This is a genomic window from Rhodanobacter sp. Root627, assembly GCF_001427835.1.
Lineage (GTDB): Bacteria > Pseudomonadota > Gammaproteobacteria > Xanthomonadales > Rhodanobacteraceae > Rhodanobacter > Rhodanobacter ginsenosidimutans.
Genome location: NZ_LMGW01000002.1, coordinates 881,401 through 904,621 on the forward strand (window position 1 = coordinate 881,401; position 23,221 = coordinate 904,621).

General features: G+C 61.2%; 15 protein-coding genes and 1 tRNA gene. 8 read left to right on the forward strand and 8 right to left on the reverse strand.

Annotated elements, in window-relative coordinates; translation table 11 throughout:
• Positions 1-3: 3 nt before the first annotated feature.
• The 7 genes from ASD68_RS11205 to ASD68_RS11235 form a co-directional block, all read right to left on the reverse strand.
• Positions 4-1,338 carry a DUF3696 domain-containing protein gene (locus ASD68_RS11205; RefSeq protein WP_056606738.1) on the reverse strand — a complete coding sequence of 445 codons (1,335 nt, stop codon included), beginning with the start codon at positions 1,336-1,338 and terminating at the stop codon, positions 4-6.
• Positions 1,338-5,387: an N-6 DNA methylase gene (locus tag ASD68_RS11210; RefSeq protein ID WP_056606741.1), complete on the reverse strand. Its 4,050-nt coding sequence runs from the start codon at positions 5,385-5,387 to the stop codon at positions 1,338-1,340. Before ASD68_RS11210 ends, ASD68_RS11205 begins: the two co-directional genes overlap by 1 nt.
• Before the next feature lie 10 nt (positions 5,388-5,397).
• The gene (locus tag ASD68_RS11215; protein WP_056606743.1) at positions 5,398-8,181 is read right to left on the reverse strand and encodes a helicase-related protein; all 2,784 of its coding nucleotides are present in this window, start codon (positions 8,179-8,181) and stop codon (positions 5,398-5,400) included.
• Complete coding sequence (locus ASD68_RS11220; RefSeq protein WP_056606746.1) at positions 8,178-13,478, reverse strand: DEAD/DEAH box helicase; 5,301 nt, start codon at positions 13,476-13,478, stop codon at positions 8,178-8,180. The genes ASD68_RS11215 and ASD68_RS11220 overlap by 4 nt, the downstream gene beginning before the upstream one ends.
• Positions 13,479-13,625: 147 nt before the next feature.
• Positions 13,626-14,951 carry a type II toxin-antitoxin system HipA family toxin gene (locus tag ASD68_RS11225; protein WP_056606749.1) on the reverse strand — a complete coding sequence of 442 codons (1,326 nt, stop codon included), beginning with the start codon at positions 14,949-14,951 and terminating at the stop codon, positions 13,626-13,628.
• Complete coding sequence (locus tag ASD68_RS11230; protein ID WP_082546043.1) at positions 14,948-15,238, reverse strand: XRE family transcriptional regulator; 291 nt, start codon at positions 15,236-15,238, stop codon at positions 14,948-14,950. Before ASD68_RS11230 ends, ASD68_RS11225 begins: the two co-directional genes overlap by 4 nt.
• Positions 15,239-15,744: 506 nt before the next feature.
• Positions 15,745-15,821 (reverse strand) — tRNA-Met (locus ASD68_RS11235).
• A gap of 173 nt (positions 15,822-15,994) precedes the next feature.
• Between ASD68_RS11235 and ASD68_RS11240 the strand changes: the two genes are divergently transcribed.
• The 8 genes from ASD68_RS11240 to ASD68_RS11275 all read left to right on the forward strand — a co-directional run bounded on the left by ASD68_RS11240 (position 15,995) and on the right by ASD68_RS11275 (position 21,116).
• Positions 15,995-16,549, forward strand: a complete 555-nt coding sequence (locus tag ASD68_RS11240; RefSeq protein ID WP_007082344.1) for an RNA pyrophosphohydrolase — start codon at positions 15,995-15,997, stop codon at positions 16,547-16,549.
• Positions 16,550-16,607: 58 nt separating this feature from the next.
• On the forward strand, positions 16,608-16,805 hold the full coding sequence (locus ASD68_RS11245; RefSeq protein WP_200945376.1) for a (2Fe-2S)-binding protein: 198 nt from the start codon (positions 16,608-16,610) through the stop codon (positions 16,803-16,805).
• A 126-nt stretch (positions 16,806-16,931) separates the two neighbouring features.
• Complete coding sequence (gene bfr / locus ASD68_RS11250) at positions 16,932-17,402, forward strand: bacterioferritin (RefSeq protein WP_007082342.1); 471 nt, start codon at positions 16,932-16,934, stop codon at positions 17,400-17,402.
• A gap of 106 nt (positions 17,403-17,508) precedes the next feature.
• Entirely contained in the window at positions 17,509-18,255 is a 747-nt protein-coding gene (locus tag ASD68_RS11255; protein WP_056606754.1) for a DUF6776 family protein, read from the forward strand.
• Positions 18,242-18,673 (forward strand): polymer-forming cytoskeletal protein, encoded by a 432-nt coding sequence (locus tag ASD68_RS11260; protein WP_056606757.1) that lies wholly within the window; start codon positions 18,242-18,244, stop codon positions 18,671-18,673. Before ASD68_RS11255 ends, ASD68_RS11260 begins: the two co-directional genes overlap by 14 nt.
• Positions 18,674-18,776: 103 nt before the next feature.
• The gene (gene erpA / locus ASD68_RS11265) at positions 18,777-19,145 is read left to right on the forward strand and encodes an iron-sulfur cluster insertion protein ErpA (RefSeq protein WP_007082339.1); all 369 of its coding nucleotides are present in this window, start codon (positions 18,777-18,779) and stop codon (positions 19,143-19,145) included.
• A gap of 14 nt (positions 19,146-19,159) precedes the next feature.
• On the forward strand, positions 19,160-20,131 hold the full coding sequence (nudC, locus tag ASD68_RS11270; RefSeq protein ID WP_056606759.1) for an NAD(+) diphosphatase: 972 nt from the start codon (positions 19,160-19,162) through the stop codon (positions 20,129-20,131).
• A 115-nt stretch (positions 20,132-20,246) separates the two neighbouring features.
• The gene (locus ASD68_RS11275) at positions 20,247-21,116 is read left to right on the forward strand and encodes a beta-lactamase induction protein (RefSeq protein WP_056606763.1); all 870 of its coding nucleotides are present in this window, start codon (positions 20,247-20,249) and stop codon (positions 21,114-21,116) included.
• A gap of 66 nt (positions 21,117-21,182) precedes the next feature.
• Here ASD68_RS11275 and ASD68_RS11280 read toward each other — a convergent pair whose 3' ends face one another.
• The gene (locus tag ASD68_RS11280; protein WP_056606766.1) at positions 21,183-23,057 is read right to left on the reverse strand and encodes an MFS transporter; all 1,875 of its coding nucleotides are present in this window, start codon (positions 23,055-23,057) and stop codon (positions 21,183-21,185) included.
• Between the last annotated feature and the right edge of the window lie 164 nt (positions 23,058-23,221).

Here is a 23,221-nt window from a genome sequence, read left to right on the forward strand (position 1 = left end):
TACCTAGCCATCCTTTGCCCTCATCTCCTTGGCATGCTCGATCGCCAGTTTTGCCTGCTCCCTCGTCTCTCCCAACGCGTCACCAAAGAATTGTGTCGGCCAATTGCGGATACGTCCCACCTCATCCACTTCCAGGGGTCGAAGACTCGCGCGCCTCCCGTCTCGCTCCACGAAGTACATGGCACAGTCTTCTCGTGTGACTGTCTGTCGTGCGAGTAAGGTCTGCATACGCCGGAATAAGTGCTCGGAGTGCGTTTCGATAATGAATTGCACGCCGCGCTCGCTGCTCACTTCGGCAAACAAGTTGGCCAGCTCAGACTGAGCCGAAGGATGCAAATGGCTCTCGGGCTCTTCGATCAGGACGATATGTCCGGGCTGGGCAAACAGGGCTGCCACAATTACGGGCAGCACCTGCGATACGCCGACGCCCACGTCCTTGAGGTTTGAGGACTCGTCGTTGTTTTTTATCAGCAGTTCATAGCGTGCCGACCTGCCCAGCGCGCGCACCTCTAAGCCATCGGCCAGGTTCATCGCCTTGAGCCAGTCGATGGTCCGGTCGAATAGTTCGGCTTCGGGTGGTTTAGGCTTGTTGCGTTTCTTTGCTTGCTCGATGGCGACGCCGCTGGCGATCAACGCATCCACCGCTTTGGCACCGTCGTCACCGATATGCGCAGGCATGCGGCCGGACCAGACGTAGTCGCGCTGAGCGAGGCGGCGGACCGGCCCGAGATAGATGACCTTGCCGAGTTCGTGCAATAGCGCTGGACCGACCGATTCTATCGACGAGCCGCGCTTACCCAGCGAAGCGATGGCTTCCGGCGAGAACGCAAAGGATCGTTGCGGCCTATAGTCCGCGCTCTGACCGACGGCTTTGCGCTTATCGGCCAACCACAAGCGGTAAATGCCGGTCTTGCGACGCTCCACCGTGAAGCCTTCGCCATCGCGCCCCAGACGCAGGTAGTCCAGCTCCGCACTGCCAGACGGGCCCTTGCGATAGCGTGCCGAAAATAGGGTCGACATGGTCAGGTCGGCGCCCTCGTTCCAACGGAACTCGATGCCGACCTGGTTGGCGGGAATGCTGCCACTCACATCACCATGGCGACAGAGCAGATCACTGAACTGGCCAAGAGTGACCGAGTCATTGGCGTCGGGATTACCCAGATTGAGATCCAGGTTCGGATCATCGCCTTTTACGGTCTGGCGAATCAGCAGCAGGCTCTGGATCAGGCTGGACTTGCCGGAGGAGTTGGTTCCCAGCAGCAGCGTCAGCGGCGCCAGGCGCATCGCGCCGGTGCTGCGCCAGATTTTGAAGTTGTCGAGCTTGAGGTGGGTGAGCATCAGTGCAAGTCCCCACTCTCCAGTTTGTCCCACGCTTCCAGCACCAGTCGCTGAGTGCGGTACTCGCCAAACTCACGCACTTCGTTGCGCTTCAAGACAGAAAATGTCTCGGAAGGATAACCGGGTTTAACTGTTTCGGGCTCCAGAATGAATTGCATTTCCTCACGGGTTAAGCCATATATCCTTGCAAAGTATGCGTCTAGCTCTGCCTGCAAGACGGATCTCTTTGCGTGGTCGAATTCAACGGGAGGGCCAACGAGTGAAAGGTCGCTCGCCCAATCAATTTGATCGACAGAATTGTATGTAAGCTCTGCAACGCGGGACGAAATAAATTCAATATCATTATCTTTATACGATTGAGCGTCTACGAATGGCAGTTGCTTGAAAGTGAAGTAATTCAAGTTTAGACCGCCGAGCTTTTGTCGTGCAACGTAATCAAAGACAAGGGATCCCATATTTGCCATAAAGCACGCATATAACCTTTTATCATCAAAGTCCTTGAGTAACGGAAGGAATAGGCTATCCCCAACACCTGAATTCGGGACAATAGTGGCAATAACGGTGCGGGCGCTTGCCCGGGCGTCGGTGATTCGTCGCCATGCAAAAAACCACTGTTTATCCCAAGCCGCCGCGAGGCACTTGCTCACCACCTCCTCCCTAGCGACCCAATAGTAGGGCAAGGTCAGATATTTTGGATTCTCTAATCTTTCTTCAGGTATCTTTGGCAAAACGTGCGTTCGCTCGTGATTCGAGTCCGAAAAGTCGCCATTTCGGTGATTATAAATCTGGATCATTTTTGATTCATACAAGGGCAAGAAACAATCGCTTCCTTGGACGAATTGATTGCCCACCAACTCAAAACCGTCCTGCATTAAATCCTCGTACGTCTTGAACAAATGGCTGTCATTGGCCATATGGAACATAGCCATGAAACGAACGCCCCACGCATTATGTTCCGGAACATCCCCTCGAGATTCACGAACCAACACCGGCACGCGCTGGTATATTCTTTTGGTCAACTCAGCGTCGTACCTGGACTGAAATATTGGGCATGTCAACGTATTCGGGTTAACACGCTCGATATCTTCGGCACTAAGCGAAAACACGCGCTCAGAGTCGCGCAAATGATCCAGCTTTTTCGCTTGAAAGAGGAATCGGGTTTCTGGAATTTTCTTAGCGCAACCAACAATGGTCGTGAGCGCGAAACGCAGCATATGGCCCTGTCCCGCGCCCGGGAAAAATCCTTCATTCTCAAACTCAAAGAAACTTTCCAACGATTTCTTTGATATCAAATCTCCAAAAAATCCCTTTGTCGTGTTATCAGTTGCCAAGCCCGAGGGTACAATGAATCCTGCTCGCCCACTGTTCGCCGTGATTTGCCGGATGGTTTCCGCAAACAAAGCATAGGTGTTCACATCGCCCACGCCCGTCAGCGGGTAACGTCCACCCTCCTCGCCTTTGACATGCACAAACACGCTAGCCGCTTCTGCAGTACGACGCGTGCTCAGAAACTCTCTATACAGCCGCTGCTCAGTGGCGCTGGCTTCTGGGCTTTGCTCCTGCTGTGGATAGAGATGCTGCGCCAGCAGGCCCTGCGCGAGCCAGTCGATACGCTGGCTACGCTCGGCCTTGTTTTTCGCATCCGCCACGAGACGGCTACGGGTGGCGAAGAACTCCTCCTCCTGCAGTTTGATGCGTTCCCACGGCGGATTGCCCAGCACGCAGTCGAAGCCACCCTGCTTGAACACCTGCGGAAACGCCAACGGCCAGTGGAGTACTCGAGCTTCGACACAAGCAGCCCGCGCCGCCGCGAGCTGCTGCTGGTGCTGGGCATTGTGCGAGTCGCTGAACAACTCCAAGTACAGTGTGCCGCTGGTCGGCACACTGCTCGCGCTCTGTTCGGTCTTGGTCAGCACAAAGGCACCCAGCAGCAGATCTGCCGCATGCGCCAGCTTGCTGTTGCGGGACTGCGAGCGGATCAGGTCGTATGCCTGTTCGCGCTTGACGATATCTGCAGGAGTTTCGAAGGGTAGTGCTTCCAGCGCTTGCAGCTCCTCAAAGCCCGCCGCTCTCTCCAGCGCCAACGGGAGCGTCTGCTGCTTGTCAAAGGCCCTTTCCAACGCCTTGAGCCCGGCCTTGTTGTCCTTTGTCAGCTCCTTGCAAACGTTCTTGTCGTCGCCGGAAAGCGGCTTGAAGGCCGCAGACGAAATGCCGAACTGCAATGCCTTGAGATCGACAAGGCCGAGCAACGCGTCACCGCACTGCAAATGATGGTCGAGGAAGGACAACGGCCGGCCCTCCTCAAAGCCTTCCAGCCACAGCGCCATGCGGCACAGCTCCAGCGCCATGGGATTCCGATCCACGCCGAAGATGCAGCGCGTGATGACCTCGCGCAACGCATGACGGTAGTCTTGCGGCTTGACCGCACCTTCAGGACTGCGCAGCACCGCCAGTTGTTCGGCCAGCCGCCGCGCCGCCGCAAGCAGGAAGTGACCGCTGCCGCAGGCTGGATCGATCACGGTGATACCGAGCAGAGCGTCGATCGGGTTGGCCGGGCTCTCGGCCAGGCGCTGTGTGATCAGCGGATCGAGCGCGGACTTGATCAGCTCCTGCACCAGCGAGTCGGGCGTGTAATAGCTACCGCTGACCTTGCGTGCATTGCCCTGGGTGCTGCCATCGCTGGTCAGCCCGGTAAAGCCGAACGTGCGTACGGGTAGGTCGACCTCGGGCACCAGTTCCAGCAGGCTCTCATAAACCGAGCCCAACTCTTCCGGGCCCATGTTGCGATAGTCCACTGGCGCCAAGGTGCCGGTGCTGCTGTCCCAACGCAGGTGTTTGATGGCCTCGAGAAGACTGGTGTTGGTCAGGCTGGCGTTATCCAGCGCCGGACATTGGCTCTCCGCAAACAAGCCGCCGAGCGCCGGGAGCGCCAGCGGCGGCTCGCCATTTGCCAAGCCGCGGAAGACGATGCAGGCCGCCGTCCACAGATCATCGAAGCGAGTACGTGCGCGGCGGCGCAAGCTGGCGTCGCGCAGGCGCGCCAAAGCATAACCCTCAGCATAGGCACGACGGGCGGCAATCGCTGGTTTGCTGTCGTCGTAAGGATGCAATACCCCGCGCTCTTCCACGGTGAACAGGAAGATCAACCGATAAACCAGTCGCAGCAGCTGCTCGAAGTATTTCTCCTTGGTGAGTCGGCCCTCCTGTAGATCGCGACGCAGCGCGTCGTTGGCGGGATGCTGCAAAAATCCACTGCCCAAAGTGAGGAGTGCCTGCGTTACGCCGACACGCAAACCCTCACGTACGCGCGTACCCTCTTGCTGGCCCGCGCTACGCCACGCTTCCCAGATGCTGGCCTCCGGCGCATCGCCCGGCTGGCCTGCACGGCTTGCGTGCAGCAAACGCCAGGCCATGGCGAATTCCGCAAAACGCTGGCCTGCCAGCAGATCTTGCAGATCAAACTCCAGATAACTGGGGCGTGTCAGCGTGGCGGCATCACGCAGCAGGCGCAGCTGTTTGCCGTTGCTGACGATGCCCCAAAGGTGATCGGGACTGGCGTTGAGAAACTCCTGCGTCATCTGAAACGCAGATTTCTTGCGGCTGCCGCTGCCAACGACGGCGAAGCGCTCGTCAAGCTCGTCCAGGTTCAGTGTGTGCGGCGCCACGACCACCGGTACATTCCCGGCGAGCAGGGCTATGGGATAGCGCCGCTCACCCGCATCGATGCCGTCAACGTCGATCAGGTGGCTGTAACCCAAGGCATCACGCAACAGCTCCCGCACAAAACTGGTGGTGAGCTCGGCGGCATCGACATCGTCGCGTTCCAGTTGGCTGGCGAAGTGTTTCCACTGCGCGCTGGCGATCTGAAAGGCGCGGCTGTAGTCGTCCTTGACCTTGAGGCCCTTGGGGGTGTGGTAATCCGCCTCGGTCTGATGGGCAGCGTTGCCCAGGGCGGCCTTTTCCAGTTGATCGGGCAGCAACAGGCTGCCTTCCAGGCGCAGGCTGGGAAGGCTGAGGGCGGCGTGGGATTTGTTTCTGGTCAGTCGCATCACTCAGGCCTTACAGCGTATCGGGCAGCAGGACATAAACGCCGATGACATCCACCGGCAGGCAAGGTGTCACGCTGTATTGGCCCACATCACGCGCTGCCTCACGCACGCGCTGGTGATCCTCCAGCAGCGCTTCTGCTCGCTGTTGCGCCAGTGCTTCCAACTGCTCGGGATGCGCCCGCAAAAATTCCAGCGCCATACTGATCTCACGTTGCATCTGCTCTGCCGGCAAATTGGCGGTGGGCTCGCATTGCAGCAGTGCGCCTGTGCTTTCATCATTGAGCCACTGCGGCTGGCTTCGCCCCCGTACGGCCAGGGTGACGGTTTCCTCGGCCATCAGTTGATGCGGTTGGCGACGCCGGACATAACTGAGCTGATGACGCAATCGCAGCAGGTACAGGGTGGTGACGACATCCACATCGGCAGTGACGGTGGCCGCGCAGCGGGCGGCGATGGGCTTGTCCTCCTGCAATGCCTCCTCAAGCAAGTGCTCCGCGAGCAACGTCACCAGCGGATGGCTGCGGTGCAGTTGCGCGAAATCGAGGATAAGTGGCTTGTCGATGCCCTCATCCGCCAAGCGCAGTCGCAACGCTTCGGGAAAATGCTGCGGAAGAAGACGAAAGCGATTTCGCGTGGTGGGTTCCAGCGGTGCATTCAGGCGCGCGCACGCACTCTGTACGAAGCGCCTGACATCGTCCTCGCTGCCCAAAGCCTGCTGCTGCTTTTGCCACTCCGGCAGTACTTCGTCGGGGCGAATTCGGCGCTGGGCGAACACGGTGCGATTGGCCTTGGCCTTTTCCATCGCGTCTTTCCATTCCGCCTGCAGCGGCGCCAGAATTTGTTCGACTTCCGCAAAGTCGAACCCAAGCTGCGGGGAAGTCTTTCTCGTGTCGCTTCGGCGCATCAACGCGGCCTTGACCAACGCCTGGTTGATGCGCTGCTCGTCGGCTGGCATTGGCACCAATACGCCAAGTTCTTTCTGGATGGCTTCGCCCTTGCGCAGGATAACGTTGAGCACAAAGCCATCGACCGGGTTGTCCTGCCCGTACAACATGGAGCAGCGCACTTCGCTGGCTTGCTGGCCAAAGCGATCGACACGGCCCTCGCGTTGCTCGTGGCGAGTGGGATTCCAGGCCAGGTCGTAATGCACCACGGCCGTGAACAGATGTTGCAGGTTGACGCCCTCGGACAGGCAATCGGTAGCCACCAGAATGCGTTGCTCGGCATCCGCCATAGCCTCAACCCGCTCGCGGCGCTCCTCTGGCGTGTATTCGCCAGTTACTGCCTCCACGGTGGCTTTGGAAAAGTGCTTGCTCAAGTGTTCGGCCACGTAGTGAGCCGTTGCCACGTAACGGCAGAACACCACCACCTGGTAGCCATCGCCCAGCAAACCGTCGAGGTGGCTGATGAGAGCCGCGAGCTTGGGGTCACCCGCCTTTCCGCAAAGCCTTTGGGCCTCCGCAATCAACGCCTGCAGACGAGAGGTGTCTTGCAGTTGGCCCGGTGGCTCCATGTCGTTGCCAGCCAGGTCATCCGCCTCGCCGTCGTACAGGCGCTCATCCGCAAGGCAGTCGTCATTGACCCAAGCACCCTCAAGCCGCGTCGTCAGTGCTTTGACAGCGGCGGCCGGTGAGGAGGCCACGCAACGCAGCAGGGCCAGCGTGGCATACCAGATCAGGCGGGACGCACCGTGTCCGGTTTGCTCCACGGTTTCCGCCAATTCGCGGCAATAGGTCTGGACGGCATCGAAGAAAGCACCCCAATCGCCAGTGAGCTGGTAGGTGATTTCGGTCGTCATTCGCGTGGGAAACGCCCGAACGCCCTGAGACTCGATCTGCCATTCCTCGATGTCCTTGCGGCGGCGCTGGACGAAGTGGCGCGCCAGCTCCAGACGCAAGGGATCGGCTGCGGAAGTACGGCCTTGCAGAGCGCCGAAGGCGGGATTCAACAGGGAGAGCAGGTTGTAGAAGGCAGCTTCGTTACCGGAATGCGGCGTGGCGGTGAGCAGAATCAGGTGGCGCTGTTCATCGGCAGCAAGTCGCTGCAACAACGCAAACCGCAGTTGCTTGCCCTGACCACCGGTGGAGCAGGTATGGGCTTCATCCACGATGACGCACTCGGGCGCGGTGGAGAGGAAATGTTCGCGGTGGCTTTCGCTTTTGATGTAGTCGAGGCTGACCACGACGACCGGGTAATGATCAAACAAACCGACCCCGACCGGCAGGGTGCGCTCAAGACGGCCGGCACTGGCTGAGGTGAGCGCTACCGTTTGCAGATGAAAACGCTGCTCCAGTTCGCCCTGCCACTGTTCGACGAGGTGTGGCGGACACAGTACGGCGATGCGGCTTATCTCCCCACGATCGAGCAGCTCGCGCGCGATCAGGCCCGCCTCAATTGTCTTGCCAATGCCCACATCGTCTGCAATGAGCAAGCGTACGGTAGCCAAGCGCAGCGCCATCAACAACGGAACCAGCTGATAGGACCGCGGCTCGACGGCGATATTGCCGAACGAACGGAACGGGCCACCACCCGCGCGCAGCTTCAGGCGTAGCGCGTCGCGCAACAACAAGGCAGCGGCATGGTTGCCGGGTCGGGCCGGATCCGGTAGCGGAAAAATGGCCGACTCAACAGCCTGCAGTTCGAGATCTGGAATGAGCGCGATGATGTCTTCATCGGCGCCACCAAGTGGACGCAGACGCAGCCAGTCCGGTTGCGAGTCGGACTGGACAACCCATTCACGTCCGCGTGCGCGCACCAGGTTACCGGGCATGAAGTCGAGGTTTTGCGCGTTCATCCGTTCTTTTCGCTCTTGCCAAATACATCGGGGTGGGCCGCAAATTGCGCGGCCCACTGAGTGGGATCAGACAGATCCAGTACACGCCAGCCTTTGTCAGCCAGAGCGGCGCAAGCTTCCGGGCTCGGAGTTTCAAGAAACACCAATGCCCGCGCAGACTTGTATTGGCCAGCAGCAACCGCTGTCCCGTGGTTCACCGCAACCTGGAGAGCATCCGGGTGCCTTAGCCCGGCATTATCCAGTGCCTGCAGCCAGCCGTGCAGTGGCGCGTTGTCACTTGAAGTCGCGGAGTGCGTCAAAGGAACGTTCGGTTGACTGCTGGCCAGGATCACTTCCGCGTTGGCGAGTGCCACCAGCAGCCTCAGCGCGTCGACATTGCGCCGATTGATGTGGTCGTGATCGGGTTGATTGAAGTAGGACAGCAAGCATTGGTAGCAGCCTGCTTCACAGATTGATAGCCCGTTTTGCTTCAGCTCCAGGCTTTCCAGCGCATCCATGGACCACGCCCCTTCGGGTGCTCGGTGATGCATCAGGCGAAGTGCAGCATCAGCCACCTGAGCCAGACTCCCCGGGTCAGAGGCAAGACGAGTCAGCACGCCCGCGCCGCCTTCAGCGGCCTCATAGAACATGAGCGCCTTGCGATCGTCGGTCGTAGGCAACGGCTCGGCTACCAGTTCGGCCTCCTCGATCTGGAAGGTCATTTCGATACCGCGCTTGAGAGCCGCCTGCAGGGTGGCCATGGCCTCCAGCGACAACGGATGCACCGGCGTGAGAATCAGCAAGTTCCGGTGGTCTTCCACAAACGGCACAATGCGTTGGTTGGGCACCTTGTCGAGCAGCGACTCATCAACGGGGCCCTCACCTTCCTCGGCGTTCGGATCGTCCTTCTTGCTCCAGGTACCGGTGATGGGGTTGATGTAAAAACCCAGCTGATTCTTGTCCTTGCGGCGGCGCCAGCCTCGGTTGATCCGCCATAGGCGAGCTGCCGGCGTGTAGACCAAACCCGCCAGCACATTCTCACCTTGCCGAACTTCGGCCTGACTCTTTTGCACGAGCCCGTCGGGACCAGGTAGAAAGCGATAGGTGGTTTGCAGTTCGAACCCTTGGCGTTGACGGTCCTCGTCATTGATGGAGATGCGTTCGACAGGCACGGTTTCTACGGTCTCGATGCGATACAACTCTTTGACCCAGTCGCCTTCGGTGAGCAAGGCATCACAATGCTCACAGCGATCGAACAGGGGATCTCCTTCGCCCGGCTCGCCGAGATGGCCATATCCACATTGACTGCAGATACGCGATGAGATGGTAGCTAGCTGACTGCTGCTGGAGATGTGGTCGGCAGAACCCACATTCAGCTTCGCGCGTACCACGCGGTACATACGCCCCTGATGGTAGATCAGGCTACGCGGCCCGAACTCCGAGAGCGCCAGAAAACGCGGACGGCTGACCATACTGCCCTCGTCATCCTTGCCTCCGGCATTGGCACTGCCGCGTGCGGGAATCCAGGCCATCAATGGAAGACGTGGAAAGTTGTAGCCGGGCAGGAAGCCCTGGCTGGCGAGGTAACGGTAGGTATAGAAATCTGTGTTCTGAGAATTGCCCGTCTTGAGCAGCACCGCGTACTGCCGTGCCGCATCGCCGTAACGGCGACTGGCGTTGTTGCGCTCCGCGTGGGACGCGGTATGACTTTTCACGATCTGATCGGCCATCTCCATTTGTTTGCGAGTCGAGTCAAACAGCACCCGCCAACGCTCAAGGGAGCCGGAGAAGTCCTGAGCCGAACGCTCGATGACGTCGACTACATAAGTATGGGAGAACCAACCGCTTTGCTTGAGCTCATCGGTCAATTGATCGACTACCGCGAGCGCGCTGTGCCGGGCACGTTGCAAAACATCGGGGTCAGTGAAGCGCTGCTGCAGCGCCTGCTTTACTGGCTTGCCCGGCAGCTCCAGATCGATCAGCGGTGCGATGCTGTTATCCAGCGCCATCCGGACACACGCCAACCACACGGCGTGAAGATGGCTTTCGACCAGGTCACGATTGGCCAGGTCCAGCGTTGGCGCCTTGACCACGCCGTACACCATGTCGCTGGCGTGATGAAAGAACCACTGATCATGTGGGCTTTGTGCCGCGCAATAGGTGAGTACCAGCGCCTGTTGCCCGGAACGACCGGCACGCCCGCTGCGTTGTGCATAGTTGGCCGGCGTGGGGGGCACGTTGCGCAAGTAGACCGTGTTGAGCGCGGAGATATCAACGCCCAGCTCCATAGTCGGCGAACAAAACATGACCGGAAGCCGTTCAAGCGGCGCATCGTGTGCGGGGTTGTCTTCCCAGTCTTTACGATCTTTTTCCGTGAAGCGGAAGCGCTGCTCGAGCAGTTGCCGACGGGTGGAGTCCACCTGCGCGGTATGTTCTTGAGCCTCGAAATCAAAGAGAGGGTGCGTTGGCAGATTGAGAATGTCCGCCATGCTTAGGTAGAGCTTGCGGAAGAACGCGTTGGATTTATTGTCCTCGTCGACTTGCTGATGGCTGATCAGGTTCCAGTCCAGTGCCGCGGCGTTGAGCCGCCACCCGACCAACGCAGCGTCAATCGCATGCTTCTGGGTATAACCGTAGCTCACGGCAGCCTGCAGCATCACTTCTATCAGCTCGACCCATTCTTTTTCTTTCCAGAGATGGACCTGGCCGGCAAACGCGGATTGCTTCCAACATGTTGTGTTCTTGACGAGCTTCAACAAACGCGAGCGGGGGCCGCCGCTTACCAAATCGAGGCGCGGTTTGCCGCGATATTCGGGCCGCTTCCCCAGGACCAGCAATTTCGACGTTTCAAGCCTTTCGTCGATGGCGAAGGCCCACCTTTCGTTGATGTACGAGAAGGCGCTGCTGCGTGCCTTGTCTTGTTCAACGGGGTCGAGATAGCGGGTTTCCAGACACAGGCCGCGACGCATTTCGTCAAACAACACTTGATAGAGCGCGGCGCGATTCGTCGGGGCCAGCTTGCTGAGCACCAAGCCAGCATGTTCAAACAAGGATTCGTCGGCGCAAAAGTCGTCCAAACCTCGATAACTTATTGCCAGCAGACTCAGTTGGTCCAAGTTGGGGTTGTTGAAGCGCCAGCCGCGTCGCAGGTCTCGCAGCAATCTGTAGCCAATGATGAAGCGAAGGGTGCGCTGTGCTTCCTGACGCGCCAGACCCATGAGCTTTGGGGTACGCAGATATTCGGCGAGTGTCGCCAGGTCGACACGATCGAAGCCCAACGCTTTGAAGACAGCGTCAGCAAGATGCTCTTCCGTCAGCAAGCCATGATTGGTCTTTAGTGCGCCAATTAACGCGGATCGCAGCGTCAACAAGAAGACAAAGTCGTTGAAGTGACCCGCTTGCAGGGCGGCATCTTGGCGGTTGTCAGAGAAGCCCAGGAGCTTGCGTGGATCGGGCAAGCCTTCGGGGATATCGGTCTGTGCAAATAGCTCGCGCAGAGCGCTCAATGTAAGAACGGTTGTCGCCGATGAGCGCCCCTCGCCAGACAGGCTGGAAAGGCGATGAATGTCTTTCCCATGAGCCTCGTGGAGCTGGCTACAATTCAGACAAAAGCGAAATTTCCCAGGGATGTACCAGTAGCGCTCACCGCGTCCCTCCGTGCCCTGTGGATCAATCTGACTCTCGTAAGGCACTGCTTTTTTGTAGTTGCTCTTGACCTTGGGTTCGGCCTTGGTGAGGTCGATCCAGGCTTCCGGGAGGTCTTCCAACCGCCCTTGGTACGCCTGCCCCTCCCGTATCGGGCAAAGGAAGCCGAAATGCACATCTTCATTGTCATCGGCGGTGACGTCGTCGATTTCGCGCGGGCTATATTTAGGACTGCCCTGTTCTGATCGCCAAACCGGGTGGTACTCCTGTCCGCAATCTCGACAGAAGTGCGCCGGATACAGCAACACGCCAGTCGACTGCCGGCCTGGGGCAAAGCGTTGCGCGTCAAGAGTGATATAGCGTTGCCCGTGCGATTCCAGCGTCGCGTGCACCTTTCCCGGGCCACTAATGAATTGATGCAACTTGAAGGCAAAGGGTGGACGCCCTTGCGGCGTATTGATCTCGTGGGCGGCGAGAAGAAATTTCTGCAAGCCGTCCCGAGCCAATTGCTCAGAGCAATCTGCATCGCTCATCAGTTGCCGCGTGGCGTCGCTGAGCATGCGCGGCTTGGCACGTCGCGGTGCCTCATGGTCTGACAGCTCAATTCCAAGGTTCAACTCCACCCAGATCGCGACAGGATCTGTGGTGAATGCCTCAAAGGTTTGCCATACGAAGGACTCTCGACCCAGAGAGCTTTTGAGTAAATGACGAACGGCTGCGACGTCCTTGGAGGGATCAGTGACTCGCTCCAACGTCTCACCGATGACATCATTTTCCGAGATCGTCGCTCCGAACAGTTTGCTCGCCACCGCCGCAACAGCCTTATTCCTGTCGCTGAGATTGTTGGCGCTGGACATAGTGGCAGAGGTACCGATGCAAACCAGCTGGGAGGCGTGCAGACGCTCCCGCAATCGGCGAACGAGAAGGGCCACATCAGCACCCTGCCGGCCTCGATAAGTATGCAGCTCATCAAGCACCAGGAATTCGAGACCTTCGCAATGCTCCACCACCCTGCGGTCCGTATCCTCATAACGCGTGAGTAGTAGCTCAAGCATCATGAAGTTCGTCAGCAGAATGTCGGGGGGATTGCTCGCGATGGCTTCCCGCTCCACGCTACTTTCCTGCCCGGTATAGCGCGCGACGGTAAACGGCTGCTCGCCATTGGGATAGCCATAGAGGAACTTGTCCAGCTCCTCGAGCTGGCTGTTCGCAAGCGCGTTCATCGGGTAGATGACAATCGCCCGAGTGCGCGAACTACTGTCAGCCGCTTTCGCGCTGAGAATTCGATCAATGATCGGCAGGAAGAAGGCCAACGATTTGCCCGACCCAGTACCAGTCGTAACCACATAGCTTTGCCGGCCCTGGCCCTTTGCAAGCGCTTCGAGTTGGTGGGCATACAGGTAGAGCGGCTGCGGATTCGATTCGGTCTTCCCAACTTGGAAGAGCTCCGCGCATGCTTTGTTGAGCACCCCCTCTTTGGCTAGTTGCTGGACCGTTCCCTTGCGTTGATAGTTAGGGTTTATCTGAATGAGCGGCTCGGGCCAGTAGCGCCCGCCGTCATACTGAGCATCCACTTCTTTGCGGATATCGTCTGCCGCAATTCGCGTGAAGCTTCGCGAAAATAGGCTGTACTCCTCGATGATCCGATCACGGAACGTAAAGACGTTATCCAACGTACTTCTCCCCTAGTTCTGATCGTGCCATCCATCGTTTCCTTGGAATTTCAGAACCGATACAGGCCAAATTCCCTCGCGTTCTTCCTTTCGACGGTGAATCCACACTACGCGAATTTACCGCCCGAGCGACAACATTCGACGCGCTCATTTCGATCGCCCAAGAAGGTCGGAGCGACCAATTACGGCATGTGTCGGTTTGACGTGACCCGGCTCCGACAATCCGGTAAACGCTTCGCCCAACGGCGCGCCGGCCAACGCATAACCACGTTTGTCCCGAAGCCCATTGATGCCCTCCTGCCAAACCAAAAGCATCCGCTTACCAATGTCGACAAAGCCCGGATGTTGCTCCATCGCTTCGCGAACCATCGGGCCGACATCGACCATGGCCGCGGCGATCTGGTCGACGATCTCGACTTGGTCGCGCAAGGGGAGGCCAAACGTGGCGGTGATGAACGTATGCAGGCTCTTGCCCGGGTCCCACGTCTTCTTGCCCATGAACGCGATCGCCGGCGGGTTCCGCTGGTAGTCCGGATAGGCTGCGGTGGTGATCATGTCGTAGGCCGGCGCCAGATGAACGTCATCGTGGCGGGTGTAGAGCAGCGCGATGTTCTTGGCATGGCAGTCGGCATTGCGCAACGCGTACGTGAGCAGCAGCAAGGTCGCCATGTGCCGGAAGGTCGTCGACCGGTTGACCACCGGCACATGATCGCGCACAGCCTTGGCAATGCGCTCCCAGGTGGTTTCGTACTTGGCAGCAGGACGCAAGCCCAGCAGCGCACAGAAATCCTCCATGCCCCAGTGACGCGCGCCGTTTTCATCCACGTCGAAACGATGGACGACCAAAGCGTGGCCATCGCGGGAAACCTCGGTTCTGGCGGCGGGCATCACCCGTTGCGCCACTTGCATGCACAGGTGTTCGTTCAAGGACACGAACGGCAGTAGCCGCGACGAGCCCTTGATGATGTGCTGATGGGTAAACAGCGTGGCTTTCTTGTGCGGACCCTTGCTCAGCTTGTCGACGTCGAGGAACTTGGGAACGACGCCTGACACGCCACTGGTTGCGTGCTGCCGCACCAGTTCGTTGAACGCCTCTTCCGAGTTGTCGCCCTGGAGCAACCTGGCCACATCGATCGGTTTGGGCGGCTCATCCAGATCAGCACCTGAAGAGGCGATTTGGATCCGCCCGATCATGTTGCGCCCAATGACCGATAACAGCGCCATTGGGCTGGCGCCGATGTGCGGGCCAAATTTCTCCTGCAGCACCTGCAGCAGATATCCTTCCGGCAAATTCATCTGGAACACCGGATGCAGCACGTCGTCCCACAAGTAAGGATCTGGCCGCACCCGCATGGTCAGTGAAACGAAGTCCTCCGGCGCCACTTCGGCACCGTAGGTCATCGAACTTTTGAAATCACCCATGGCCTCCAGCCTGGCAACCTCACGCCCGCCCACGTAAACGGCAAGGCTCATGCGCCACCACGCTCGCGCCGAAGCTCATCCAGAGAGCCAGACGCGCCTGTTTCGGTGATCTGCAGTTCCATGCCAAGGGCCGCCAGCACGGCCAGCAGCTTGCGAGAACCGAACTCGGCCGACTTGCCTCGCTCGAAACGGGAGAGCACGTCCTGGCTGATGCCGGCACGGGTAGCTACCTCGCCCTGTTTCAGGCCGAGTGATCGGCGTCGTACCGCCACCGCTTCGCCTACTTCCTGCAAGGTCTGCATATTCGACGTATTTGCCAAAAAAATGGAGATAGTCATAATTGTTAGACAAATAAGTCTAAAAACCAAGTACCGAAGCACTGAGGAGCTCAGGACAAGCCGGCTCTTTGACAACGGCGCGGACTTCACCAGCCAGTTCCGGTGTGGAGACAATTTCACGCTCCAGCGGTGTCGAGCAATTGGCGAATGTTTGTCACCAGCGTTTAGCTGGGTCGACCGTTTGTCGATTTTCGGGGATGCGAGCTACCGCATGATCTCGCTCTGCCGGCAGTTGATATCGTTCCGTAGCTCATGAACGTGGTCAGCACACCCTTATGCCCCAGGCTCTGGCTCCATGTCTTGTGCTGCTCCGGCAACGTGCAGCGCTGCTGACCGAAGAGAGTCAGCGTCTTGCGCAGGCTGTGCGGGTTGAAATACGGAAGACCGGCTTGCGTGAAGGCTGCTCGGAAGATCCTGCGAATGGGCCCTGCACTTACAAAAAAACCGCTGCCATGCGGGCTTCGAGCGATTCTTGGGTTCTGCCCGGATGCCTTGAAACAGGCTATTGGTGGCTATGGGTGGACTCGAACCACCGACCCCAGCATTATGAGTGCTGTGCTCTAACCAGCTGAGCTACATAGCCATTGGGAACCCGCCGCGGGGGATCTGAATGATCGGGGGCGGGGCGCGGCAGTTTAGTCGTCTGGACCTTTCTGTTCAAGCCTTGAGCTTGCCGTGGCTTCGCGCGCCGTGCTTGAATCGACTTGACGGGTACGGTCCCGTGCGGTGCTGCGCCGCGTGATCCGAGGACGCGAGATGATTGACGCTGATGGTTATCGACCCAACGTGGGCATTGTTCTGCTGAATGCAGACGGCCGGCTGTTCTGGGCGCGCCGGGTCAATCGCGATGGCTGGCAGTTCCCCCAGGGCGGCATGCGCAGCGACGAGACGCCGCTGGAGGCGATGTACCGCGAGCTGGAGGAGGAGACGGGCCTTTCCGAGCACGATGTTGAGGTGGTCAGCGCCACGCATGGCTGGCTGCGTTACCGCTTGCCGGGCCGCTACGTGCGTCATCACCAGCGGCCCACCTGCATTGGCCAGAAGCAGGTCTGGTTTCTGCTGAAGCTGGTGGGTGGCGAGGAGGCGTTGAAGCTGGATGCGGGCGAGAAGCCCGAGTTCGATATCTGGCGCTGGGTCGATTTCTGGTACCCGGCCGCGCATGTGGTGAATTTCAAGCGGCAGGTCTACGAGCGCGCGCTGCGGCAGTTTGCACCGCTGGTGGAAGGCCTGTTCCAGGTGGATCTGGGCACCGCGCCGCCGCGCGAAAGCACCGCACCAACGCCGCCGCAGGGCGGTCGCAAGGTGGCCTGAGCGTCATCGTCGTCTTTTGTTGTTGACAATCATTCGCATTCGCGTTCTTATACGCGCCATGTACGTCTGCATGTGCAACGCCGTTACCGACCATGACATCCGCCGCGAGGTGGCCGATGGCGTGCGCACGTTCGCCGAGTTGCAGGCCCGCACGGGTTGTTCCGACTGCTGCGGCTGCTGCGAGCCGGAGGCCCGCGCCATCCTGGAGCAGGCGCTGACCCAGGTGCCGTTTCCGCTGCCGCTCGTCGCAGCCTGAAACCCTTCCCCTTGCAACACGCGTTTGCCGCATCGCTGCGATGCATCGGCAAACCATTCCCGTTCGCGTTTCGCTCCGCTGCCGGTGACCTTTGTATAGTCGGCGGGTCGTCAACGGAGAACTGCCATGAAGGGTGATGCCAAGGTCATCGAGTTCCTGAACAAGGTGCTCTACAACGAACTGACCGCGATCAATCAGTATTTCCTGCACTTCCGCATGCTCAAGGATTGGGGCTACACCGAGCTGGCCGAGCATGAGTACAAGGAATCGATCGAGGAAATGAAGCACGCCGATCACCTGATCGAGCGCATCCTGTTTCTCGACGGCCTGCCGAACCTGCAGCACCTGGGCAAGCTGCGCATCGGCGAGAACGCGCTGGAATCCATGCAGGGCGACCTGGATCTGGAGCTGGCCGCGGTGAAGGATCTGCGCGAGGCGATTGCGTACAGCGAAGGCATTGCCGATTACATCAGCCGCGACCTGTTCAAGAACATCCTGCACGACGAGGAGGAGCACATCGATTGGCTGGAGACCCAGTTCAGCCTGGTGCGCGACATCGGCGCCGAGCGCTACCTGCAGAGCAAGATGCAAAGCTGAAGTCCATCGTTGTGACCTGCGGCGCTTTTCCGGAGCGCCGCCAGGCGGCCAACCTTGACCGCCTCGCCGTGGCGACGCTATACCTTGGGTTTGCCGGGGGAGTCACATGGCCTCACGACCACCACCGCGCTTCGTGGTGCGGCCGCACAGCGAGCGGCGTTATCGGGGATTCTGGCTGGGCCTGGCCTGGCTCGGCAGCGTGGTGCTTACCGGCGCGCTGGTGGCATGGCTGACGTCGCACGACGCGCCCGCCAGCGTCGACCACCGCCAGCAGCGCGCGTTGAACGCGCAGATCGAACAGCTGAAACAACAAGTCGCCAACCTCGAAAGCGCCGCGCGGGTGAACGAGGTGGCCACCCGCTCCCTGCGAAATACGCTGACCCAGCGCGAAACCGAGCTCAGCAGCCTGCGCGCCGACCTCGGCTTCTATTCCCGCCTGATAGGTGGCGAAGGCCAGCGCACGGGGCTGCAGGTACAGGGCGTGCGACTGCGACCCATCGCGGGGTCGCACGGCTGGGACATCGGCCTGAGCCTGTCGCAGAACACCCGCCGCGGCAGCGATATCAGCGGCGCCGTCACGGTCAGCGTGGAGGGATTGCGTGGCGACAAGGTGACCCGGCTGGACTGGGCCGCCCTGGGTGACGCGGACCAGAAGGCCGGCATCCCGTTCAAGTTCCAGTATTTCCAGCAGCTGCGCGGCACCCTGGTGCTGCCAGCCGATTTCCGCCCCACGCGGCTGCGCCTGCATATCCAGCCCGAAGGCCAACCCGCCATGGTCCGCAGCGTCGCCTGGAGCGACGCGCTCAGCGGCAACATCAATACCGTCCTGGGAGACAACGATGCTCAACCGTAAGCGCCGAGAACGCCACCAAGCCAGCGACGACACCAGCCTGATCGCCCGCGGCACGGTGATCCGCGGTGACCTCTGTTTCCGCGGCGCGCTGCATCTCGATGGCCGCGTCGAGGGCACCATCGTGGCCGAGGGCGAGGATGCGATGTTCACGCTCAGCGAGCACGGCCAGGTCGATGGCGAGATCCGCGTGCCGCACGCGATCCTCAACGGCCATGTCACCGGCGACGTGTGGGTGACCACCCGGCTGGAGCTGTCGGCGCAGGCACGCATCGATGGCAACCTGCGCTACCACACGCTGGAAATGGCCGCCGGTGCCCAGATCAACGGCAGCATCAGCCGTGAAGGCGATGGCGGGGAAGCTGCCGCGCCGCACGAATTGCCGGCCCCCGCCGAGACGGAAGAGGCCGTATCCGCCTGAGCCGGCGAGCGCGATGGCGCCCCGCGCGCCAGCCGCGTTCATGGAGGCGGAGGCCGTCGCGGGTATGCTTGTACCGTCCCGCAACGACCCCATCTGGAACGTCATGAACACTTTCGTCGCCATTCCCGATTACCGCAGCGCCAGTGCGCCGCTGCTGTTCACCGCGGCGGCCGCCAGCAAGGCGCATGAGCTGATCGCCGAAGAGGGCAACCCCGACCTGAAGCTGCGCGTGTACATTTCCGGCGGCGGTTGCTCGGGTTTCCAGTACGGCTTCACCTTCGACGAGGCCCAGGCCGAGGACGACCTGGCGGTCGAGCGCGAAGGCGTGACCCTGCTGTGCGATCCGCTGTCGCTGCAGTACCTCACCGGCGCGCAGATCGATTACGCCGAGAACCTCAGCGGCGCGCAGTTCGTCATCAGCAATCCGAACGCCAAGACCACCTGCGGCTGCGGGTCGTCGTTCTCCGCCTGAACGGCTCGCCTCGCATGGACCGGGCCAGCACGCCGCCACCCAACACCTTTGCCGGGCTCAGCCTGGTGCTGGACCGGGTAGCCGAGCAGCGCGATGACCACGCCTGGATCGATGCCAAGGCCCGATCCGGTGATGCGCGTTACCTCTTGCTCGACGCTGCCGGCGACACCTTGCTGCAACGCGACCGCCAGGCCCTGCGCTGGCTGGACGTGACCGAGCGCGAACAACGGCTGGGCGACGTGCCCGCGAGCCTGCTCGGCCTGATCGACGGGCGCCCGCATTTCGTACTGGCGCTGGATGATGCCACCCGCACCAGCGCGCTGGCGGTTTCGCTGGGGGCGCCTTTCGCCAGCCTGCGTCACTCGGCGCTGCAGCTGCCGATCGAAGAAGCAGCCTTGTTCGCATACGCCAAGGGTCTGGTGCACTGGCAACGCGAGACCCGCTATTGCGGCCGTTGCGGCGCAACGCTGCGCCTGGTCAGTGCCGGTCACCGTGCGCAGTGCAGCAATACGGACTGCGCGCGCGTGCATTTCCCGCGCACCGATGCGGCGATCATCGTTGTCGTCGAACACGACGGCGCCTGCCTGCTGGGGCGGCAAGCCGGCTGGCCGGTGGGCCGCTATTCGACGCTGGCCGGCTTCGTCGAACCGGGCGAAACGCTGGAGGACGCGGTGCGGCGCGAAGTGGCCGAGGAATCGGGCGTGCTCGTGGACGAGGTGCACTACCACTCCTCGCAGCCGTGGCCGATGCCCGCCTCGCTGATGGTGGGCTTCACCGCCACCGCGCATTCGCGCGAGATCGCCATGCGCGACCACGAGCTGGAGGAAGCGCGCTGGTTCACCCCACAGCAGATCGCCGACGGCCTGGCGGACGGCAGTTTCCTGCCCTCACCGCCGCTGTCGGTGTCCTACCGCTTGCTGGCGCATTGGCTGCAACGGCGCGGCGGCATGGATCTGGACGACCTGGTCGCCGCGGCCGGGCGGTAGATCTCGCTCACCCGAATCCGCAACGCGGCCGACGACATGCGTTGAAGTTTCAGCCGTCCAGACGGCGGATCGTCCCTCGCTTACAATGTGTGCCATTCGCCCGCGAGTGTTTGTCATGGCCATCAGCCTGCTCATCGTCCTCATCGTCCTTGGTCTGCTGCATTTGCGGCCGCAACTGGCCCGCTGGGGTGGCGACCGCCCGTTTCGCCAGTGGGTGCGGCAACTGGGTGACACCAGCGGTGTGGGGCGTGTGGTGCTGGCGTTGCTGTTGCCGCTGGTGCTTTGCACCGCGGTAGCGTGGCTGCTGGGGCGGCTGCCGCTGGGTGAACTGTGGCAGATGCTGTTTGCGCTGGCGGTGCTGCTGTATGCGTTCGGGCCGCGCGAATTCGAGGCGGACCTGGAAGCGATCGTGCAGGCCCCCGACGGGCTGCAGCGCGAAGCCACGGCGCAGGCGCTGACCGAGGATGGCGAGACAGTGGCCTGGCAGGCAGCCGCGCTGGGCGAAGCGGTGGCGTACGCCGCCTTGCGCCGGCGCTTCGGCGTGCTGTTCTGGTTTTTCCTGTTTGGCCCGGTTGGTGCGCTGGCGTACCGGTTGGGGCAGACGCTGGGGCGTGATCGTTCGCTGCAACTGGACGACGCCAGCGCGCTCAGCGCGCGGCATGTGGCCAACGCGCTGGACTGGCTGCCGGCACAACTGCTGACCCTGACCCTGGCGGTGGTCGGTCACTGGGAGGCGGTGATCGGCGCATGGCAGCGCTGGCACGCCCAGGCCGCCACCAACAGCTGGTACAGCGTGGGGCCGGGCTTTCTCGGTGCGGCCGCCCGCGCCGATGCGATCAGCGACATCGAGGGCGGCGACGGCTACGCCGAGGATCGCACCGACCCCCTGGCCGAGCTGGTGCGGTTGCGCAGCGCGCTGCTGCGGGCGCTGCTGGCGTGGCTCAGCGTGGTGGCGTTGATCGTGATCGGCGGCTGGGTGGCCTGAGCGCCGGGAATCGGGAATCGGGAATCGGGAATCGGGAATCGGGAATCGGGAATCGGAAAGGCGTCGCTAGGCCAGATCGCCGCGCAACTCGCGAACGCGTGTTTCCAGTGCTTCGGCGCTGGACTGAGCCGGCTCCAACGGTGCGCCGGCGACGAGTTCCACGCGGGCGCGGAAGCGGCGCGGCAGGCGGGCGCGGTGCATGCGTGAATCGCGGCGGCTCCATACGCTGCCCCACAGGCCGCGCAGCGCCAGCGGCACGACCGGCACCGGGCGACGCGCCAGGATTTTCTCCACGCCGGGGCGGAACGGTGCGATCTGGCCATCGCCGGTCAAACCGCCTTCGGGAAAGATGCACACCACCTCGCCTGCGGCCAGCGCTTCGTCGATCGCGTCGTAGGCCTGCTGCAATACAGCCGCGTCCTCCTTGTAACCGGCGATGGGAATCGCCTTGGCGGTGCGGAAGACGAAGCTCATCAGCGGGATGTTGAAGATCTTGTAGTACATGACAAACCGCACCGGCCGCCGCAGCTGCGCCATCAACAGCAACGGGTCCATGTAGCTGACGTGGTTGCACACCAGCAGCACCGGGCCATCCTCGGGAACGTGCTGCAAACCGTCGGCACGCACGCGGTACAGCGTGTTCACCAGCACCCAGGTGATGAAGCGCATCAGGAACTCGGGCACCAGGGTGAAGATGTACGCGGCCACCGCGATATTGAGCAGCGCGGCGGCGAGGAAAATCTGCGACGCATTCAGACCGAGCGCACCCAACCCCAGGCCGAACCCCGCCGCCAGCACGATCAGCAAGGCGTTGACGATGTTGTTGCCGGCGATGATGCGCGACAGCTTCTCGCGCGGCGCCCGCGCCTGCACGAAGGCAAACAGCGGCACCACGTAGAAACCGGCAAACACGCCGATCAGGGTGAGATCCAGCGCGACGCGCCAGCTGCCGGCGCCGTGCAGGAAGGTCAGCCAGTCCACACCGCGCACCGCCGCCATGCCGTGTCGCGCGAGATACAGATCCACGCCAAACACGGTGAGCCCGAACGCGCCCAGCGGCACCAGCCCGATCTCCACCCGCTTGCCCGACAACCGCTCGCACAGCAGCGCGCCGATGCCGCTGCCGACCGAGAACAGGGTCAGCACCAGCGTATTCACCGAACCGTCGCCGCCCAGCGTCTCGCGCGTGTAGTTGGGCAGTTGCGCGATCAGCACGGTACCGAAAAACCAGAACCACGAAATGCCCAGCACCGCGTTCCACACGGCGCGATCCGCGCGCGTGATACGCAGCACGCGCGCCGTCTCGCTGAACGGGTTCCAGTTGAATTTCAACTCGGGTGCGGTGGCCGGCGCGGCGGGAATCCTGCAACTGACCAGATACCCCGCCACCGCCACCGCGATGGTGGCGCCCGATGCCAGCAGCGGCCCCACGCCAGCCACCAGCATCAAGGCATTGCCCGCGATCATGCCGATCAGGATCGCCAGCTGCGTGCCCATTTCCACCAGGCCGTTGCCGCCGACCAGTTCAGCCGGCTTCAGCGCCTGCGGCAGGATGGCGTACTTGATCGGCCCGAACACCGTCGAGTGCATGCCCATCATGAACAGCACCACCAGCAGCAGCGAGAGGTGATGGGTGTAGAAACCGATCGCCGCAACCACCATCGCCGCGATCTCGAACAGCTTCACCCAACGGATGATGCGCGTCTTTTCGAACTTCTCGGCCAGCTGCCCCGCCGTGGCCGAGAACAGGAAAAACGGGATGATGAACAACGCCGGCGCGAAGTTCGTGTACAGCGACACGGTGTAGTCGCCCAGCCCCATCTGGAACGCCACCAGCATCAACAGCGCATTACGGAACGCGTTGTCGTTGAACGCCCCCAGCGCCTGGGTCCAGAAGAACGGTGCGAAACGACGCTTGCCCAGCAATGCGAATTGGCTCATGCGAATCCATGGCAGGTGGGTGGGGGTATCGGGTGTTTTCCTGGGTTATCTGGAGTTTGGGGCCAAAAGCGCCCCCATCCGCCTTCGGCACCTTCCCCCGTTGCACGGGGGAAGGAAGCAATCGGACCCCTCGAAGCAGCCAGCTTCCTTCCCCCGCTGCGCGG

Bases quoted from the DNA above. Each gene is read 5' to 3' on its own strand.
- bfr (WP_007082342.1), top strand. From the start codon at position 16,932: ATGAAGGGTGATGCCAAGGTCATCGAGTTCCTGAACAAGGTGCTCTAC.
- ASD68_RS11215 (WP_056606743.1), bottom strand. From the start codon at position 8,181: ATGAACGCGCAAAACCTCGACTTCATGCCCGGTAACCTGGTGCGCGCA.
- ASD68_RS11275 (WP_056606763.1), top strand. From the start codon at position 20,247: ATGGCCATCAGCCTGCTCATCGTCCTCATCGTCCTTGGTCTGCTGCAT.
- ASD68_RS11230 (WP_082546043.1), bottom strand. From the start codon at position 15,238: ATGACTATCTCCATTTTTTTGGCAAATACGTCGAATATGCAGACCTTG.
- nudC (WP_056606759.1), top strand. From the start codon at position 19,160: ATGGACCGGGCCAGCACGCCGCCACCCAACACCTTTGCCGGGCTCAGC.
- ASD68_RS11255 (WP_056606754.1), top strand. From the start codon at position 17,509: ATGGCCTCACGACCACCACCGCGCTTCGTGGTGCGGCCGCACAGCGAG.
- ASD68_RS11260 (WP_056606757.1), top strand. From the start codon at position 18,242: ATGCTCAACCGTAAGCGCCGAGAACGCCACCAAGCCAGCGACGACACC.
- erpA (WP_007082339.1), top strand. From the start codon at position 18,777: ATGAACACTTTCGTCGCCATTCCCGATTACCGCAGCGCCAGTGCGCCG.
- ASD68_RS11280 (WP_056606766.1), bottom strand. From the start codon at position 23,057: ATGAGCCAATTCGCATTGCTGGGCAAGCGTCGTTTCGCACCGTTCTTC.
- ASD68_RS11205 (WP_056606738.1), bottom strand. From the start codon at position 1,338: ATGCTCACCCACCTCAAGCTCGACAACTTCAAAATCTGGCGCAGCACC.
- ASD68_RS11240 (WP_007082344.1), top strand. From the start codon at position 15,995: ATGATTGACGCTGATGGTTATCGACCCAACGTGGGCATTGTTCTGCTG.
- ASD68_RS11210 (WP_056606741.1), bottom strand. From the start codon at position 5,387: ATGCGACTGACCAGAAACAAATCCCACGCCGCCCTCAGCCTTCCCAGC.
- ASD68_RS11245 (WP_200945376.1), top strand. From the start codon at position 16,608: ATGTACGTCTGCATGTGCAACGCCGTTACCGACCATGACATCCGCCGC.
- ASD68_RS11225 (WP_056606749.1), bottom strand. From the start codon at position 14,951: ATGAGCCTTGCCGTTTACGTGGGCGGGCGTGAGGTTGCCAGGCTGGAG.